This window comes from Cyanobium gracile UHCC 0281 (assembly GCF_034931305.1).
GTDB classification, from domain to species: domain Bacteria; phylum Cyanobacteriota; class Cyanobacteriia; order PCC-6307; family Cyanobiaceae; genus Cyanobium; species Cyanobium gracile_A.
Genome location: NZ_JAYGHY010000026.1, coordinates 1 through 16,483, shown reverse-complemented (window position 1 = coordinate 16,483; position 16,483 = coordinate 1). Strand labels below are relative to the sequence as shown.

The 16,483-nt window shown below is 68.9% G+C and carries 16 protein-coding genes; 7 read left to right on the top strand and 9 right to left on the bottom strand.

Annotated elements, in window-relative coordinates; all coding sequences use genetic code 11:
- Position 1 precedes the first annotated feature (1 nt).
- Entirely contained in the window at positions 2 to 451 is a 450-nt protein-coding gene (locus VB739_RS09295; RefSeq protein WP_323356797.1) for a DUF2721 domain-containing protein, read from the bottom strand.
- Positions 452 to 531: 80 nt separating this feature from the next.
- Here VB739_RS09295 and VB739_RS09290 point away from each other — a divergent pair, with 80 nt between their 5' ends.
- Positions 532 to 948, top strand: a complete 417-nt coding sequence (locus tag VB739_RS09290) for an OsmC family protein (RefSeq protein ID WP_323356796.1) — start codon at positions 532 to 534, stop codon at positions 946 to 948.
- On the opposite strand, the gene VB739_RS09285 is transcribed toward VB739_RS09290, so the two are convergent.
- Positions 890 to 1,636 carry a hypothetical protein gene (locus VB739_RS09285; RefSeq protein ID WP_323356795.1) on the bottom strand — a complete coding sequence of 249 codons (747 nt, stop codon included), beginning with the start codon at positions 1,634 to 1,636 and terminating at the stop codon, positions 890 to 892. The two genes, VB739_RS09290 and VB739_RS09285, sit on opposite strands and share 59 nt — an antisense overlap.
- A 351-nt stretch (positions 1,637 to 1,987) precedes the next feature.
- Here VB739_RS09285 and VB739_RS09280 point away from each other — a divergent pair, with 351 nt between their 5' ends.
- From VB739_RS09280 to VB739_RS09260, 5 genes are all read left to right on the top strand, one after another.
- The gene (locus VB739_RS09280) at positions 1,988 to 2,203 is read left to right on the top strand and encodes a DUF2283 domain-containing protein (RefSeq protein WP_323356794.1); all 216 of its coding nucleotides are present in this window, start codon (positions 1,988 to 1,990) and stop codon (positions 2,201 to 2,203) included.
- A gap of 185 nt (positions 2,204 to 2,388) precedes the next feature.
- Positions 2,389 to 3,915 (top strand): carboxypeptidase M32, encoded by a 1,527-nt coding sequence (locus VB739_RS09275; RefSeq protein ID WP_323356793.1) that lies wholly within the window; start codon positions 2,389 to 2,391, stop codon positions 3,913 to 3,915.
- Positions 3,916 to 3,969: 54 nt separating this feature from the next.
- A complete protein-coding gene (locus tag VB739_RS09270) occupies positions 3,970 to 4,557 on the top strand; it encodes an inorganic diphosphatase (protein WP_216909603.1) in 588 nt (195 codons plus the stop codon).
- A gap of 48 nt (positions 4,558 to 4,605) precedes the next feature.
- Positions 4,606 to 5,205, top strand: a complete 600-nt coding sequence (locus VB739_RS09265) for a L,D-transpeptidase (RefSeq protein WP_216909605.1) — start codon at positions 4,606 to 4,608, stop codon at positions 5,203 to 5,205.
- Positions 5,206 to 5,347: 142 nt separating this feature from the next.
- A complete protein-coding gene (locus VB739_RS09260) occupies positions 5,348 to 5,518 on the top strand; it encodes a hypothetical protein (RefSeq protein ID WP_216909607.1) in 171 nt (56 codons plus the stop codon).
- Here VB739_RS09260 and VB739_RS09255 read toward each other — a convergent pair.
- The 7 genes from VB739_RS09255 to rpoD form a co-directional block, all read right to left on the bottom strand.
- Positions 5,464 to 7,503 (bottom strand): chloride channel protein, encoded by a 2,040-nt coding sequence (locus VB739_RS09255; RefSeq protein ID WP_323356792.1) that lies wholly within the window; start codon positions 7,501 to 7,503, stop codon positions 5,464 to 5,466. The genes VB739_RS09260 and VB739_RS09255 overlap by 55 nt on opposite strands.
- Positions 7,478 to 8,431, bottom strand: coding sequence for a hydroxymethylbilane synthase (gene hemC, locus VB739_RS09250; RefSeq protein WP_323356791.1), 954 nt, complete (start codon positions 8,429 to 8,431; stop codon positions 7,478 to 7,480). The genes VB739_RS09255 and hemC overlap by 26 nt, the downstream gene beginning before the upstream one ends.
- A gap of 107 nt (positions 8,432 to 8,538) precedes the next feature.
- A complete protein-coding gene (locus tag VB739_RS09245; RefSeq protein WP_323356790.1) occupies positions 8,539 to 8,952 on the bottom strand; it encodes a DUF1824 family protein in 414 nt (137 codons plus the stop codon).
- A complete protein-coding gene (locus VB739_RS09240; RefSeq protein WP_323356789.1) occupies positions 8,949 to 9,611 on the bottom strand; it encodes a phosphatase PAP2 family protein in 663 nt (220 codons plus the stop codon). The genes VB739_RS09245 and VB739_RS09240 overlap by 4 nt, the downstream gene beginning before the upstream one ends.
- On the bottom strand, positions 9,611 to 11,422 hold the full coding sequence (locus VB739_RS09235; protein WP_323356788.1) for a glycosyltransferase family 39 protein: 1,812 nt from the start codon (positions 11,420 to 11,422) through the stop codon (positions 9,611 to 9,613). The genes VB739_RS09240 and VB739_RS09235 overlap by 1 nt, the downstream gene beginning before the upstream one ends.
- Positions 11,423 to 11,498: 76 nt before the next feature.
- Positions 11,499 to 12,608, bottom strand: coding sequence for a glycosyltransferase family 2 protein (locus VB739_RS09230; protein ID WP_323356787.1), 1,110 nt, complete (start codon positions 12,606 to 12,608; stop codon positions 11,499 to 11,501).
- A 78-nt stretch (positions 12,609 to 12,686) separates the two neighbouring features.
- Entirely contained in the window at positions 12,687 to 13,991 is a 1,305-nt protein-coding gene (gene rpoD / locus VB739_RS09225; RefSeq protein WP_323356786.1) for an RNA polymerase sigma factor RpoD, read from the bottom strand.
- Between the two features lie 438 nt (positions 13,992 to 14,429).
- Between rpoD and priA the strand changes: the two genes are divergently transcribed.
- Positions 14,430 to 16,483: replication restart helicase PriA (gene priA, locus VB739_RS09220; protein ID WP_323356785.1), on the top strand; the 2,054-nt coding region annotated here is incomplete at its 3' end.

Below are 16,483 nucleotides of genomic sequence, written 5' to 3'. Positions count from 1 at the left end.
CTCAGAAGCGCCGCAACGCCTGGCTGCCCAGCTGCACCTCCCGCAGCAGCAGCAGCACCGCCGTCATCAGCGAGCCCATCGCCAGCACGAACAGCAGGGCCACCAGGGGGGTCAGGTCGATCGTGGCCAGGGTGCTGAGGAACAGCACCATCACCACCGTGGCCACCAGCAGGAAGCTGGTGGTGGCCGAAGCGAAGGCCGCCGAGGCCAGGGTCATGCGGCGGCGGTGCATCTGCAGTTCGCCCTGCAGCTCCCGCGATCGGGCCACGCTGGCGGACAAATCCCCCGCCTTGAGCACCCGGGCCCGGTCGATGATGCGCGACAGCCGGGTGGTGATCACCCCGAGCAGGCCACTGATGCCCGCCAGCAGGAACACCGGCGTCACCGCCAGCCGGATCGTCTCTGCCAACCCCACGGAGTTCGGGTTGGTCACCAGCAGGATCAACAGCAAGGATCCACAGCGTGCGGTAAGCAACTTAGGGCGACGGGCCCTGCCAGCCTGCCCCTGCGTTCGCCTGTCCCCCACTCGCCATGACCACGATCGTCTGCCGCTACGAAGGAGCCCTGCGCTGCGCGGCGGAGCACGCCGCCTCCGGCTCGCGGCTGATCACCGATGCCCCCGTCGATAACCAGGGCAAGGGCGAGGCGTTCTCCCCCACCGACCTGGTGGGCACGGCCCTGGCCACCTGCCTGCTCACGGTGATGGGGATCGTGGCCGAACGCCAGGGCATCCCCCTGGAGGGGGCCTCGGTGCGGCTGGAGAAGGGCATGAGCAGCAGCGGCGAGCGCCGCATCGCCCTGCTGGAGGCCTGGATCGACCTGCCGGCCGGCCTCGGGGCCGAGCAGCGCGAGCTGCTGATCCGCGCCGGCGAGAGCTGCCCGGTGAAGGTCAGTCTGGAAGGCTGCGTGCCGATGCGCCTGCACTGGACTCCGGCGGCGGCGGACTGAGGGTGACCCCCACCTCCAGCTGCTCGAGCGGGGCCTCGGGATCCACCGGCACCAGGAGCACCATGGTGCTGGCGGCGGGCCGGGTGCCGGGCTGCTCCTGAAGGATCTCCAGGGCCACCATCGTCTTGCGCCACTGCAGGATCTTCCCCTCCAGCAGGGCGACGAAGTCGTCGCAGCTCCAGCGGGCCCCCTCCCCGCGGCAGGGGTAGCGCTCCAGCACGTCGAGGATCTCCATTTCCCGCAGCGGCGCCGCGTCGGCCGGATCCCACACCAGCAGATAGTTGCCGTCGAGGGCATTGGCCTCCAGCAGGCTCGCCTCACTGGCCAGCAGGGTGTCGAGGGCCATCTCGTCGTCGTCCCGCTCAATGGCGGTGAGCAGGGCCTCCAGCACGAGCTGGGTGTCGTCGTCGAGCTGGGCGCAATGGACCGTGAGCAGACCCGTCACCGCCAGTTCGATCTCCCCGAGCGGCAGCACCATCGTCAGGGCCCGCAGGATGGCGCTGAGCACGTCGCCGGATTCCCCATCACCGGGCTGGTCGTCCAGCACCAGATCGGGGTCGGCCATGAACCGTTCGATGGCCGCGAGCACCAGGGCCTGCTCCGGAGAAGGGGGATGCATCGATCCGGCCGCAGACGTGACGTAGCCCCACCATGGCGCCGCCGGCAGCAGGCTGCAGCGTGAATCCAAGACGACCAACAGGATGCTGATCAGCTCGGCCTTTCGCTCACCGATGCTGCAAGGGAGCTGATCGAGGCGGGAGTTGAAGACGACGGCCTACTTCCGGGATGTGGTGTGCCAGAAACACCCTGGCATCGAGGAGGCCTGGATCCTGCAGGTGCTGGCCCAGCCCATGGAGGAGCGCCATCAGGCGGATGGTCGCCATGCCCTATGGGGCCTGGTCCCGGAAGCACAGAATCGTGCGCTCAGGGTCATTCCTCTTGAAGACCGAGAGACTGTTCACAACGCCTTCTTTGATCGGGGTTTGCTCAGAGCCCGAGCCCGTCGGCAACATCCACCCTCCGCTGCGCCCCCCGCGCCATGAAGATCCGCTACTTCCCGGATACCGACACCCTTTACATCGAACTGGCCGATCGGGTGAGCAGCAGCTCAGAGGCTGTCCGCGACAACCTGATCGTGGATTTCGATGCCCAGGGAAACCCGGTTGGGGTGACGTTGGAGCACTACTCCCAGATCAGCGACAGCAGCACGGTCGAGACCCTGCTGCCAATCACCCCTGTTCTGCAGCCTGCTTGAGCCGCTCCTCGGGGGGCAGGGGGGCCAGGAGCACGTCCGTGGCAGGAAGCTGCCGTCACCCACGCAGCGGCATGGGCGGCGTCGATCAGCCGCGAGAACTGGGTCTTGGCCTGATGGACGTTGACGGTGCGCATGGCTGACGCTGCCGGTGGCGCCATGCTGGCCCCACCGGCTCGACCGATCCCATGCCCGCAGCGGCTCCAGCCCTCGACCAGCTCCAGCACCACCTGCACACCACCCGCCTGCTGGGCTCGATCAGCAGCACCCTCTATTACGACCAGAACACGGTGATGCCCGCCGCCGGCGCCGCCTGGCGCGGCGAGCAGCTGGCCCTGCTGGCGGCCCAGCTGCACGAGCGCCAGAGCAGTGCGGCCTACGCCGACCTGGTCGCCGCCGCCGAAGCCGAGCTCACGGCCGATGCCCCCCCCCAGCGGCGCCGCAACCTGCAGCTGCTGCGCCTGGAACTCGACCGCCAGTGCTGCCTCGATCCGGCGCTGGTCTCCGCCCTGGCCCGGGCCCAGTCCCATGGCAATGCGGTCTGGCAGCAAGCCAGGGCCGCCAACGACTTCTCCGCCTTCGCGCCGGCCCTGCGGCAGCTGATCGCCCTGCGCCGCGAGCAGGCCGGCCAGCTGGCGGCGGCCGAGCCCGTGGCCCGCAGCCCCTGGGAAATCCTGGCCCAGCCCTTTGAGCCCGACATCAGCAAGGCACGGCTCCAGGAGCTGTTCGCGCCGCTGGCGGCGCAGCTGCCCGGCCTGCTGGAACAGGTGGCGGCCGCGCCTGCGCCCAGCCCGACGCAAGCCTTCGACCTGCCCGAAGCTCTTCAGGAGAGTCTCTGCAGCGAGCTGCTCGACGGCTGGGGCTACGACGGTCGCCGCTGCCAGCGCTCCCGCTCCGCCCACCCCTTTTCCTGCACCGTGGGCCCCGAAGACTTCCGCATCACCACCCGCGTCGTGCGCGGCCAGCCGCTCTCGGCGTTCCTCGCCACCGCCCATGAATGGGGTCACTCCCTGTATGAGCAGGGCCTACCCCGCAGCGACGACCATTTCTTCCCCTGGCCCCTGGGGGAGGCCACCTCCATGGGGGTGCACGAGTCCCAGTCGCTGTTCTGGGAGTGCCGGGTGGCGCGCAGCCGTGCCTTCGCCGAGCGCTGGCATCCCCGCTTCCGACAAGGTCTGGGCTCCGACCCCTGGGGCGGTGTTCAGGGGTTCTGGCGGTCCTTCAACCCGCTGCGGCCGGGCCTGATCCGGGTGGAAGCCGACGAACTCAGCTACAGCCTGCACATCGTGCTGCGCTTCGAGCTGGAGCTGGCGCTGCTGGAGCAGGAGCTGCCGGTGGAGGAACTCCCCGGGCAATGGAACCGGCGCTTCAAGGACCTGCTGGGCCTGGTGCCGCCCAGCGATGCCGAAGGCTGCCTGCAGGACATCCATTGGGCCGAGGGCCTGTTCGGCTACTTCCCCTCCTATGCCCTGGGCCATCTGATCAGCGCCCAGATCTCCGAGGCCCTGGAGCAGCAGATCGGCCCGATCGAGGCGCTGGTTCGGGCAGGCCAGGAGTCGGCGCTGCAGGAGTGGCTTGCCCGGAGCGTCTGGCCCCTGGGCCGCTCGGTCAACGCCGAGCAGCTGGTGGAGCAGGTCACGGGCCGGCCCCTGAGCTCGGAGGCTTTCCTCACCTACCTGCGCGCCAAGGTGGGCCAGCTGGCCGAGGGGGCCTGAACCGGGTCTGCCGGGGGCCGCTGCCTAAGATGCCGCCGCCGAAAAGCCCCCACCATGGCGAACATCGACCACGCCCCCAGCCGCACCATGCTGAACCTGCTGCATGTGCTGCCGGCCTTCGCCGATGAGGCCGAGCTGCGTCTCAACGCCATCGTGGAGCTCAACTCGAACACGATCAACAAATACGAGCTGATCACCGAAACCGGCCACCTGAAGCTGGACCGGGTCGGCTATTCCTCCCTGGCGTACCCCTTCGCCTACGGCTGCATCCCCCGCACCTGGGACGAGGACGGTGATCCCCTCGACATCGAGATCGTCGGCGTCACCGAGCCCCTGGTGCCAGGCAGCCTGGTGGAGGCCCGCATCATCGGCATCATGTGCTTCGACGATGGCGGCGAGGTGGACGACAAGGTGATCGCCGTGCTGGCCGATGACAAGCGCATGGATCACATCACCAGTTACACCCAGCTTGGGGAGCACTGGCTGAAGGAAACCCAGTACTACTGGGAGCACTACAAGGACCTCAAGAAGCCCGGCACCTGCAAGGTCAACGGCTTCCACGACAACGGCGAAGCCGTTCGCATCATCAAGGAATGCGAAGATCGTTACATGACTGTCATCGACTCCCGTCTGGTCGACTGACGACCCCCACCACCGCCCCCCGGCGGCTTCCCTGATCCCGCTCCATCCATGTCGCGTTCCCTTGTCCTTGCCCTGCTCCTGACGACCGGCGGGAGCGCCGCGATGGCTTCAGGAGCCCCGGCCGTCGCGCCAGCCACTGCCCCCGCCGTGGCGCCAGCTGTTGAAGCGCCGGCGCCCACCGCGTCCCCGGCCCTGGCCACGCCCACACCGGCAACCCCGACTCCGGCCAAGGCCGCCGTCACGAGCACCAAGGAAATCGTGCTGGAGCTGGGCAAGCGCACGATCAGCCTGCGGGACAACGGCAAGGTGCTGGGCAGCTGGCCCGTGGCCATCGGCGATTCCCGCACCCCCACCCCCAAAGGACGCTTCCTGGTGGAGACCAAGGTGGTCAATCCCCAGTACCAGAGCACGGCGAGCGGCAAGATCAACCCCACCAAGGGCCCCAACGGCCCCCTGGGCGACCGCTGGATCGGCTTCAAGAAGAGCGGCCCCAACCAGTACGGCATCCACGGCACCCCCAGCGCCTGGGCCTGGACCGTCACCTCCCGCTCCGCCGTGACCAACGGCTGTGTCCGGATGCTCACCCCCCATGTGCGCGCCCTGTTCGACCAGGTGGACGTCGGAACGCCGGTGGTGGTGAAACCCTGAACCTGGACGGGTTCTTCCGAAGAAACGGTCAGCGACCGAAGAGATTCTGGAGATTGGCCTGGAAGGGTTTGATGTCTGGGTGCAAACACTTAATCTCGAAAAACCGATCCCGAGCGGCACCCTGCAAGGCCCTCCTTTCTCCATGTTCGACTCCGGCAACCCACTCACCACCGACCAGCTGAACAGCACGTCGCTGAAATGGGGCAACGACGGAGAGCTGTCCGAACTGGATCTGCAGCGCATTCTGGGGCTGCTGTCTCAGGTCGACCCCGTCGCCGAGGCCCTGATGGAGGGCCGCTCCGAAGCCGCCTGAAACCGTCGCGCCTGGGCCCTGGCCATCCCATCGCGGCTGGCCATCCCCCTCAACCTGCTGACTTCCAGACCACCGGCAGGCAAGCCATGGGGCAGATGGTCCCCAGCCCCCCCCTCCCGTTCGAAGACCGGCAGCTGCCGTAGACCATTGGGTCTGAGCTGATCTTCGAGCCGATCAAGGTTCACCCCCATCGGCAACCACACCAGTTCCGTGCGGATGCAGTCCGCCAGGCCCAACACCTCTTGGCGCTGGACTTCAGAGGCCAGGCCCCGCTGCAGGTCGCCGATCGTCACCAGCCCCAGGGTCAGGCCGGCCTGCTCCACCAGCAGGCAATGGCCATGGCTGTCGATCAGCCTGGCCAGGGCGGCGGCGGCCGGCATGGCGGCCGGCAGCACCAACGGCGCCTCCGGTTCGAAGGCCTCCTGCACAGCAATCTCAGCCAGCAGGCCGCGGCGTCGCTCTTCAAGCGGGTCGGGTCCCATCAGACCGGGATCATGGATCCCCTGCCAGCGTTCCACCAGGGCGGCGCTGAGGCCGGCGGCCGCCATCAGCGGCAGCACGATGCGGATGTCGCGGGTGAGCTCGAACAGCAGCAGCAAGGCGGTGAGCGGTGCCCTGGCGCTGCCGGCCAGCACCGCCGCCATGCCGACCATGGCATAGGCCGGAGGTTCGGCCACCGGCAGGTTGAGGCCACCGCTGCCCAGCACCTGGCCATAACAGTTGCCCAGCACGGCTCCCAGGAACAGGGAGGGTGCGAAACCGCCGCCCACGAAGCCGGTGGCGTTGCTGACCGTGGTGGCGACCAGCTTGACGCCGATCAGGGCCACCAGAGTGAGCAGCGGGATGCCGCCATCGCGGCCCAGCAGCGCTTCGATCGTGTCGTACCCCACGCCCAGCACCTGGGGGAACACCAGCGCCATGGCCCCGAGGGCCGCCCCGCCCAGGGCCGTGGGCATCCCCGGCGGCAGCCGCCGCACCACGGCCTGAACCCGCTCGCCCCGGCCAGCCGCCAGCAGCCGGATCAGCAGCCACGACATCAGGCTGGCCAGCAGGCCCAGCCCCAGATAGAGGGGAAGCTCCAGGGGCGAGCGCACCTCGTAGGCGGGCAGGCGCAGGATCGGCGTGTCGCCGAGGCACAGCTGCGTCACCAGCGCTGAGGCCACCGCCGCCACCAGCACCGCCCGCAGGCTGGGGCGACCGGGGATGGCGCTGTAACTGCCCTCGAAGGCGAAGAACACCCCGGCGATCGGCGCCTTGAAACCGGCCGCCAGGCCCGCCGCCACTCCGGCCCCCACCAGGGCCTTCTGGGCCTGGGGGGAAAGGCGGCCCTTCAGCGCCACCCACAGGCCGATGTTGCCGCCACCCTCCACACTCGGACCCTCCGGCCCGAGCGACGCGCCGCTGCCCAGGCTGAGGGACGCCGCCACCAGGCGCAGCCAGGGCAGACGCGGCTCGCCGCCCTGGCTGCCATCGGCGATCGCCATCAGGCTGGACAGACCAGGACCGATGCTGCCGGCCCCATGGCGCAGCAGGCCCACCGCCAGACCGCCCAGGGTCGGCACCACCACCACCGGCCAGAGGGCCAGCCAGTCGGGCGTGTTGGGCAGGCTGATGGGCGGGGGTTCGGGCGGTGGCGGCGGTGCCGCCGCCAGCAGGCCGATGCCATCAAGGCCGAGCTGGAGCAAAGCCCGCAGGGGAGTGCCACTGTCGGGCGCCAGCGGCGGCAGGTCGATCGACGGCAAGTCGGCGGGGGAGGCGGGCGAGGAGCGCCCGATCACCAGCAGGACCTCCACGAACGGGCCGAACAGAAAATTGTTGATGAAACCCAGCAGTTCGTGGAAGGCCACCACAGCCAGGCCGGTCAGGGTGCCGACCAGGGCCGCCCAGGCGAGCAGATTCCATTGGAAGGGGAGGCCGCGCAGGTCGGTCTCAGGCCCTGGAGCCCGGTGGCCGCTGGCCTCAGCTTCCGGGGCGGACGGTGGCAAAGATCTCCTCCAGGATCTCCCCGGCCCCCTGGGACCGCAGGGTTCCTGCCAGCGCCAGGCCGATCGCTTCAGGATCGCTGGCCGGGCCGCGGCAGCTGTCGCGCAGCAGGCGCTGGCCGTCGATGCTCGCCACCATGCCGGTCAGCACCAGCTCGTCGTTCTCGAAGTGGGTGTTGACGCCGATGGGCACCTGACAGCCCCCCTCCAGACTGCGCAGGAAGGAGCGCTCAGCCAGGCAGCGACGGGCCGTCGGCCGGTGCTCCAGCACGCCGATCGTGTCGAGCACGGCCTGGTCTCCGGCACGGCATTCGATGCCCAGGGCGCCCTGACCCACGGCATGGAGCGAAATCGACGGATCGATCAGTTCGTGGATGCGCGCCCCCAGGCCCAGCCGGGTCAGACCGGCGGCCGCCAGGATCAGGCAGTCGTAGACGCCGGCATCGAGCTTCTCCAGACGGGTGATCACGTTGCCCCGCACGTCCTTGAACACCAGGTGGGGGTAGTGGTGACGCAGCTGGGCCAGGCGCCGCAGGGAGCTGGTACCCACCACGCTGCCCTCGGGCAGGGTGGCCAGGCTGAGCTCCCGGTGCCGTTCATGCACCACCAGGGCATCGGCGGGATCCTCCCGCTCGGTGATGCAGCCCAGGATCAGACCCTCCGGCAGGTTGGTGGGCAGGTCCTTGAGGCTGTGCACGGCGATGTCAGCCCGATCGACCAGCATCTGGGCCTCCAGTTCCTTGGTGAACAGGCCCTTGTCGCCGATCTTGGCCAGGGCCACATCGAGAATCTTGTCCCCCTGGGTGGCCATCGCCTCGATCGCGATCGTCAGCTCGGGGTGGGCCCGCGAGAGCTCGTCCCGCACCCAGTGGGTCTGGACCATGGCCAGCTGGCTGCGGCGGGAGGCGATGCGCAGGGTGGAGCTGGCCATTGGACGCTTCGGGCGGCAGCGACGGCTGCCAGGCAACAGCCGCCCAGCCTAGGGACCGGCCCGTCCCTGCTTCCGGCCTGCGGGCGGAACGTGATCAGCTGATGGGATCAGGCGAACAGATCCAGCGGCAGGGGGCCCCAGGTGTCCTCGGCGGCAGGATCGGCGGCGTCATGGCCGGTGATCAGGATCCCCTCGCCGAGTCCGTCCTCCCGGCGCAGATGGAACAGTCCCGTGCGCTGGTTGCCCTTCAGGAACACCGGACCGGGCGCGCCGCTGGGCTCCCCGGCGCCGGCCTCCCCTGGCCGCAGGGCCGGCCAGCCCAGGGCCGCCTCGAGCTGCCCCAGGGCCGCCACGGCCGCCGCCGATGACGGCGCCATGATGCCGACCGTGAACCAGCCGCAGGCCCCGAGCAGGACGGTGAGCTCGTCGCGCAGCCGGCGGGCCTGGGCAGCATCGAGGCCAGGGGCGGAGCGGAGGCCCCGCAGACCGGCCAGGTCGGTGATCGGGAGGTCGGTCGTCAAGGCGATCGCTGCGGACGGAACGTCCCACTCTGGGGGTCAGAGGGGGGTGGATCCCGCCAGAAGCCGAGGCACACCGTCAGCCAGGCCAGTCCGACGGCGGCGCCCGCCACCAGATCCGTGGGCCAGTGGGCACGCACGTAGAGGGTGCTCAGCCAGACCAGACCCACTAGCAGGGAGGCGGCCGTGGTCAGGACAGGCCGCAGACGTGGATGGTGGGACCCCAGGATCACCACCATGGCGAAGTAGAAGGCCACGGCCCCGGCGGCATGGCCACTGGGGAAGCTGTGGCCATCGAGCGGCAGCAGGCTGCCGGGGGGACGCTGGCGGCTGAACAGGGGCTTGAACACCAGATCCACCAGGATGAGGATCCCCCCGGTGGCCATCACCAGCAGGCGCAGATCCGTCCACCATCGCCGCAGCACGAGATAGGTCAGGGCCATCGCCACCAGAACGGCGGTGAAGCCGACACCGGTGGCCCGATACACCTGGGTCAGGACCCCGCCCACCAGGCCGTGGAAATGGTTGCCCAGCCAGTCCAGGACGGTCGCGTCCAGCAGCGCCAGCGGCCGGCCAGGGGCCACGGCCACAAACAGCCCCACCAGCACGATCAGGCAGCCAGGCAACAGGAATCTGTCCCGTGGCAGCAGACGGAATCCCATCACGGCACCAGAGAGCGACGGGGCACCCGCCAGAGGGCCAGCTCCCCGGTGCGGGACAGGCGCTCGATCCCCGCGGAGGGCAGGGCCAGCCCCTCGAGATCGCGGCGATCGCCCAGCAGCCGAACCGACCGGCTCGCCGGTGTGAGCGAGAGGGCGTCAGGGCCCTGCAGCGCCAGCTGGCTGATGTGGACGCGATCGGAGACGAAGACGGCCTCGGGCTCGCCGTAGAACAACAGGCTGTAGCGCTTGGTGCCGACGATCAGCAGCGGCTCATCGGGCTGGGCGGCAGCCTGGGCCGCACGCGCCATCTGGCGCAGGGGACGCTGACGTTCGCGGTCGAGCAGGGGGCCGAGGGGCGCGATCACCAACCCCAGCACCGCCAGGAAACCGGCCAGGCTGGGCAGCCAGAGCCAGCCCGTCGCCGCCGGCCGCAACAGCAGCACCAACAGGGCGAGGGCCGTGAGCCCCAGACACAGGCTCAGCATCAGGGGCAGACCTGAGCTCGACAGGGCTGCGCCGAACGCCGGATAGGCGGGATCGCTCGCCACCCAACCCGGCGCCAGGGCCGCCGCCACCGCCATGCCGGCCAGCAACAGCACCTCCAGCGACGCGGTGATCCGCACCCCTGCCCTGCCCCCGGCGGCCTGGGTCCTGGCCTTCGCCTCCGGCAAGGGGCGCCACAGCAGCGCCACCAGCAGGCTCGCCGCCGGCAGCGACGGCAGGATGTAGCCGGGCAGCTTGGTGGCGGCAGCCGAGAAGAAGGCCACCACCAGCACCAGCCACAGCAGCAGGAACAGGCCCAGTTCGGCGGGGGCGGCCTGAGCAGCAGGGCCGACCCTCGCCATCCGCCAGCGGCGGGGCTGCCAGAAGCCCTGGGCCGCGATCGCCAGGGGCAGGAACAGCGACCAGGGCAGCACCAGAAGCACCAGCCAGGGCAGGTAGAACCAGGGGGGGCCTGGATGGTCGTACAGCACCGTGGTGAAGCGCTGCAGGTTGCTGAAGCCCAGGAAGCCACCCAGGAAGTCAGCGCCGTTGACCACGGCCGCGGCCGTGTACCAGGGGACACTCACCCCGAGGAACAGGGCCACCATCGCCAGCAGTGGACGCCAGCGCAGCCAGGATCGCCAATGGCCCGTGAGCAGCAGGAACGCCACCACCACCAGGCCCGGCAGCAACAGACCCACCGGGCCCTTGGCCAGGACGGCGATCCCAGCGAACAGCGCCATGGCCACCCGGCCGAAACCAGCCCACCCGGGGTGGCTCAGGTGGCGATGGGCCAGCAGGAAGCCGAACAACGACAGGCTGATGGCGCTGGAGAGGAACATGTCCGTGGTGGAGGTGCGTCCCCAGCCGATCCAGCCCGGCGTCGTGGCGATCACCCCAGCGGCCAGCGCCGCCCGCAGCACCCGGGGCCTGCCGGCTTCGCCCGCCGGCGACCAGGCCAGCATCAGGCCAAAGGCCGCCACCACCACCGCACTGGCGGCGAGGGCCACCGGCAGGCGGGCGGCCCACTCACTGACCCCGAACAGCCGGAAGCTGAGGCCCACCATCCAGTACCCCCAGACGGGGTAGTCAAAGAAACGTTCGCCGTTCCACCAGGGGGTGACCCAGTCGCCCCGCTCCAGCATCTGGTGGCCCACCTCGACGAACAGGGCCTCGGTCTTGTCCATCAGACCGAGGCTGCCCAGACCCTGGAAGAAGGCCAGCCAGCACAGCAGAATCAGCCAGAGGCCGCTGAGCACCCAGATCATCCGCCGGTGGATCCGGGTGCGGGCGCTGTCCGGAAGGGCCCCTGGGGCAGCAGACACCATCCTTGGCGAACGACAACGTCAAGGCGAAGTTAAGGCCGTGGGCCGCCGACGTGTGCAACGGCTGGGAGGACGTTGCCTAGGGAGAGTTCCAGACGAAGCGGGAGGAGGCTGCGTACTTCCAGACGAAGTCGACGGCAATCCCCGCCAGCAGGGCCAGCAGCGGCTGAGGGGAGACCTGTCGGAAGAAGGCGGAGGACACCCCGACGTTGGCCGCCATCCCCAGGGAGGTCACCAGAAGAAAGCGGACCAGACCGAACACCAGCGCCATGCCGCTGAGCTGCTGGGAACGGAAGGTCAGAACGTTGTTGATCAGATAGTTGGAGCAGCCCGCACAGACCACCGCGACCACCTGGGCCTGCTCGAAGCTCAGTCCGACCGCCTGCTGCATGACGGCGAACACGAGCAGGTGAATGCCGATGCCGGTGGCCCCCACCAGGGCGAAGCTGACGGCCCGCCGGGGCACCATCCGCAGCAGCAGGGTGTGCAGGATCGAGACGCCGAGATCCCAGATCACCGCCAGGTTCAGCTTCGACTCTCCAGCCGTGCGGGGCTGGAATCGCAGCGGCACCTCCGCAACAGCCAGGTGGCCATGGCTGATGGCCAGGAGTTCATAGAGAAACTTGAACCCGTTGACATCCACCTGCCGGACGAACGGCAGGCACCGCTCCGGGCGCAGGGCGAAGAAACCACTCATGTAATCGGTGAGGTGGCGGTAGCGGGGCAAACTGAAACGCGCCACCGCATTCGCCCAGGTGGAGTTGCGCTCACGCTGCTCACTCAAGCCCTGGATACTGGCCTGATGGTGAAACCGGCTACCGATCATCAGATCGCTGCCGCTGGCGAGCAGGGCTGAAACAGCCTGCGCCACCGCAGCCGGTTCGTGCTGGCCGTCGCTGTCCATGACCACCACGACATCACCGGTGGCATCGAGAATGCCTTCCTTGATGGCACTGGAAAGGCCGAAGCGTCCCACCCTCCGAATCAGGCGCACACTGTCGTGGTGATGGGCCAGATGACGGACCTTCTCAGAGGTGCCGTCGTTGGAATCATCGTCAACAAACAGCAGCTCAAGATCGTATTGATCACCCAACGACAGGAGCGCGTTGACCATCGGTTCAACGTTGTCGCATTCGTTGAAGGTGGGCAGGACCACCGACAAACGCATGAGCTGGCCAGCATCAGTCATCAGGATTCCTTCCCATGGCTTGGGGGAACTATCGTGCACTCAGAGAAGGACAGGACGTTCCCCTTGATCCGTGGGCGACTACTTGATGTACTCCTTCAGGACGCCGTTGCGGTTGGGGTGGCGAAGCTTGCGCAGCGCTTTGGCTTCGATCTGGCGGATGCGTTCACGGGTCACGTCGAAAATCTGACCGATCTCCTCCAGGGTCTTCATGCGACCATCGTCCAGGCCGTACCGGAGACGCAACACATCGCGCTCGCGGGGGCTGAGGGTGGCCAGGACGCCCTCGAGATCTTCCCGCAGCAGGTTCTTGGCCACATCCTGCTCCGGATTTTCAATGTCGGCCTCAATGAAGTCACCAAGTCTGGAGTCTTCCTCCTTACCGATGGGGGTTTCCAGGGAGATCGGCAGCTGGGCCGATTTGGCGATGAAGCGCAGCTTCTCGATCGTCATCTCCATGCTTTCAGCAATCTCCTCTTCCGTCGGCTTACGGCCGAATTCCTGGGAGAGGGTCTTGGTGGTCTTCTTGATCCTGGAGATGGTTTCGTAGAGGTGAACAGGCAGCCGGATGGTGCGGCTCTGATCGGCGATCGCGCGGGTGATCGCCTGGCGGATCCACCAGGTGGCGTAGGTGGAGAACTTGTAACCCTTCTCGTGGTCGAACTTCTCGGCGGCACGAATCAGACCGAGGCTGCCCTCCTGAATCAGGTCCTGGAAGGAAAGGCCCCGGTTCATGTACTTCTTGGCGATCGACACGACCAGCCGCAGGTTCGACTGGACCATCTTTTCCTTGGCCCGCCGGCCCAGCATCAGACGCCGACGGAACTTGATCAGCGGCATCTCGAAGATGCCTGCCCATTCCTTGGTGTCAGGGAAATGACCCTTGTCGGCCTCAAACTCGGCCGCCTTCTCCTCCAGTTCGAGCAGATCGGCGATCTTGCGGGCCAGCTCGATCTCCTCGTCGGGCCGGAGCAGACGGATACGGCCGATTTCCTGGAGATAGACGCGGATCGAATCTTCGGTGTAGACGCCCTTGGGCCCCACCTTGATGCCAGCGAGAGCCTTGGCACTCTTGGCCTCCTTGGGAAGATCGCCGCCGGCCTCCGACTGGTCATCGCCGCCGTCAGGCTGGTCGAGAACCAGCACCACGGGCTTGGCCACGGCCGTTTTGGCGGCCGCCTTGGTGGCCTTGGCCGCAGGCTTGGCCGCCGTTTTGGACGTGGCCGTCGTTTTGGCAGTGGCCGCCTTGGCGCGGGAGGCGGTCTTTCTGGCCGTCGCAGGGGCTGAGGTGGCCGCCGGCTCAATGGGCATCACGTCCCCGTTGGCGGTGACGGTGGCCAGGATTTCAGGAACAGCGGCTTTGGCCTTGGCGGCGACTGGGCTCATGGAAACGACGCGAAAAGGGAGAAGAGCGGGGCGGAAGGAGGCGGGATAGGACTGGCGGGTGACGACCCGCTCGATCCTTCAGTGGTTGAGGGGCGTGATGCCGACCTTGGCGCCCCATCCTCCACGAACCCGGCACGAGGCAGGTCGGGAGGGCAAGGAGAGCAGCAGGACGCGGGGGGATGGATGACCCCTGTCACGGAGCCCCTAACAATGAATCGTGGGTGGATCGCTCCAGGAGCGCGAACTGGGTTGGGGAAAAACGGCCAGGGCCGGTGCAGGGCTGTCACGGGTGGTCTCAGACCGGAGAAATGCGAAGGGAGTGAATCCCTGCACCCTCAGCGGGTCTTCCCTGTGGACGGAACTCTGCGCGGTTCCGACGGCAGCCTTGCGAGCAGCCCAACCCCGTCATCCTAGGAATGGCATGAGATCTTTGCAAGATTGCCAGCCAACTCCTTACCCCCTTTCCTCAGGACAGCTGCTCCAGGCTGGCTGGAGGTCTGGCTGGAGGCCGGCCGTGAGGGGCGGATCTTCACTTACGCCAATCCCCAAGCCCTGGCCATCGGCGTGGGGGATCTGGTGCGGGTCCGTCTCCAGGGGCGGCCCCACACCGGCCTGGTGGTGGCCTCGGCAACGGCCTGTCCGGCCGCCATGGAGGGACGGTCGATCCTGCCGGTGGAGGCGGTGCTGCAGAGCGCCGCGATCGATCCCCACTGGCAGGCCCTGCTCGAGGAGGTGGCCCGGCACTGCCACACCGGCCTGTTCCGCTGCCTGAAGAGCGCCCTCCCGCCTGGCTGGCTGGGACAGGCCCGCCGGACGCCAGCGGGCCAGGGGCGGATCCTCTGGACCGTGCGGCTCAACCCCGACACGAGCGCGGTGGCCAGCCACCCCCGGCAGCAGGAACTGCTGGACCATCTGGCCAGCCACGGGGGAGCACGGTGGCTGCGGGATCTGGTTCAGGAGGGGGGCTTCGGGCGCTCCCTGATCGGGACCATGGAACGCCGGGGACTGCTTCTGAAGGAGGCCATCCGTGGCCCTGCGAGGTCCGGCGGCAGCGGTGGTGATGGGCCGACGCCCCTGGAGGCCCCCCAACGGGCCAGCCCGGCCCAGGCCGAGGCCTTGGCAGCGATCGCCGACGCCCCTCCCGGCCAGGCCCTGCTGCTGTGGGGGGTGACCGGATCCGGCAAGACCGAGGTCTACCTGCAGGCCGCCGCCCGGGAGCTGGCGGCGGGGCGCAGCGTGCTGATCCTGGCGCCGGAGATCGGCCTGATCCCGCAGCTGCTGGATCGCTGCCGGCGGCGCTTCGGAGTGGCGGTGATCGAATACCACAGCGGCATGGGCGACAGCGAGCGGGTCGTGGCCTGGCGACGTTGCCTCGAGGCCACCCTGCAGCGCGAACCGTGTCTGGCCGTGGGCACCCGTTCCGCCGTCTTCCTGCCGCTGGGCCACCTGGGGCTGATCGTGCTCGATGAGGAACACGACGCCTCCTACAAACAGGAGAGCCCAATGCCCTGCTATCACGCCCGGGAGGTGGCCCGGCTGCGGGCCCGCCTGAGCGGGGCCAGGCTGGTGCTCGGCAGTGCCACCCCTTCGCTGGAAACCTGGTGGCGCTGCCAGAGCGGGCCGCAGGGCCTGCCCGGCGACACCCGCCTGCTGCCGCTGCCGGAGCGGATCGGCCAGCGGCCCCTGCCGCCGGTGCGGCTGGTGGACATGCGCCAGGAGCTGGTCGACGGCCACCGCCGCCTGATCAGCCGCCCCCTGATGGCCCGGCTGGAGCGGCTGCAGGAGCGGGGCGAGCAGGCCGTCGTGCTGGTGCCCCGGCGCGGCTACCGCTCCTTCCTGAGCTGCCGCAGCTGCGGCGAGGTGGTGCTCTGCCCCCACTGCGACGTGGCCCTGACCGTGCATCGCGGCGCCCGGGCCGGCGGCCAGGAGGGACGGGAGTGGCTGCGCTGCCACTGGTGCGACCACCGCCAGGAGATGGGCGACCGCTGCGGCCACTGCGGCTCCACCGCCTTCAAGCCCTTCGGTGCCGGCACCCAGCGGGTGATGGAGCAGCTCGCGACGGAGCTGGAGGGCCTGCGGCTGATCCGCTTCGACCGCGACACCACCCGGGGCCGGGATGGCCATCGCCGCCTGCTGGAACGCTTCGCGGCCGGCGAGGCGGACGTGCTGGTGGGCACCCAGATGCTCGCCAAGGGCATGGACCTGCCCGCCGTGACCCTGGCGGCGGTGCTGGCGGCCGACGGCCTGCTGCACCGGCCGGATCTGCGGGCCTCGGAGCAGTGCCTGCAGCTGCTGCTGCAGCTCGCCGGCCGGGCCGGCCGGGGCGAACGCCCCGGGGAGGTGCTGGTGCAGACCTACACCCCTGACCATCCCGTGATCCGGCACCTGGTGGACGGCCGCTACGGCGCCTTCCTGGCCGAAGAGCTGGAGCTGCGGCGCCAGGGCGGCATGGTGCCCTTCGGTCGGGCCTGCCTGCTGCGGCTGGCCGGTCC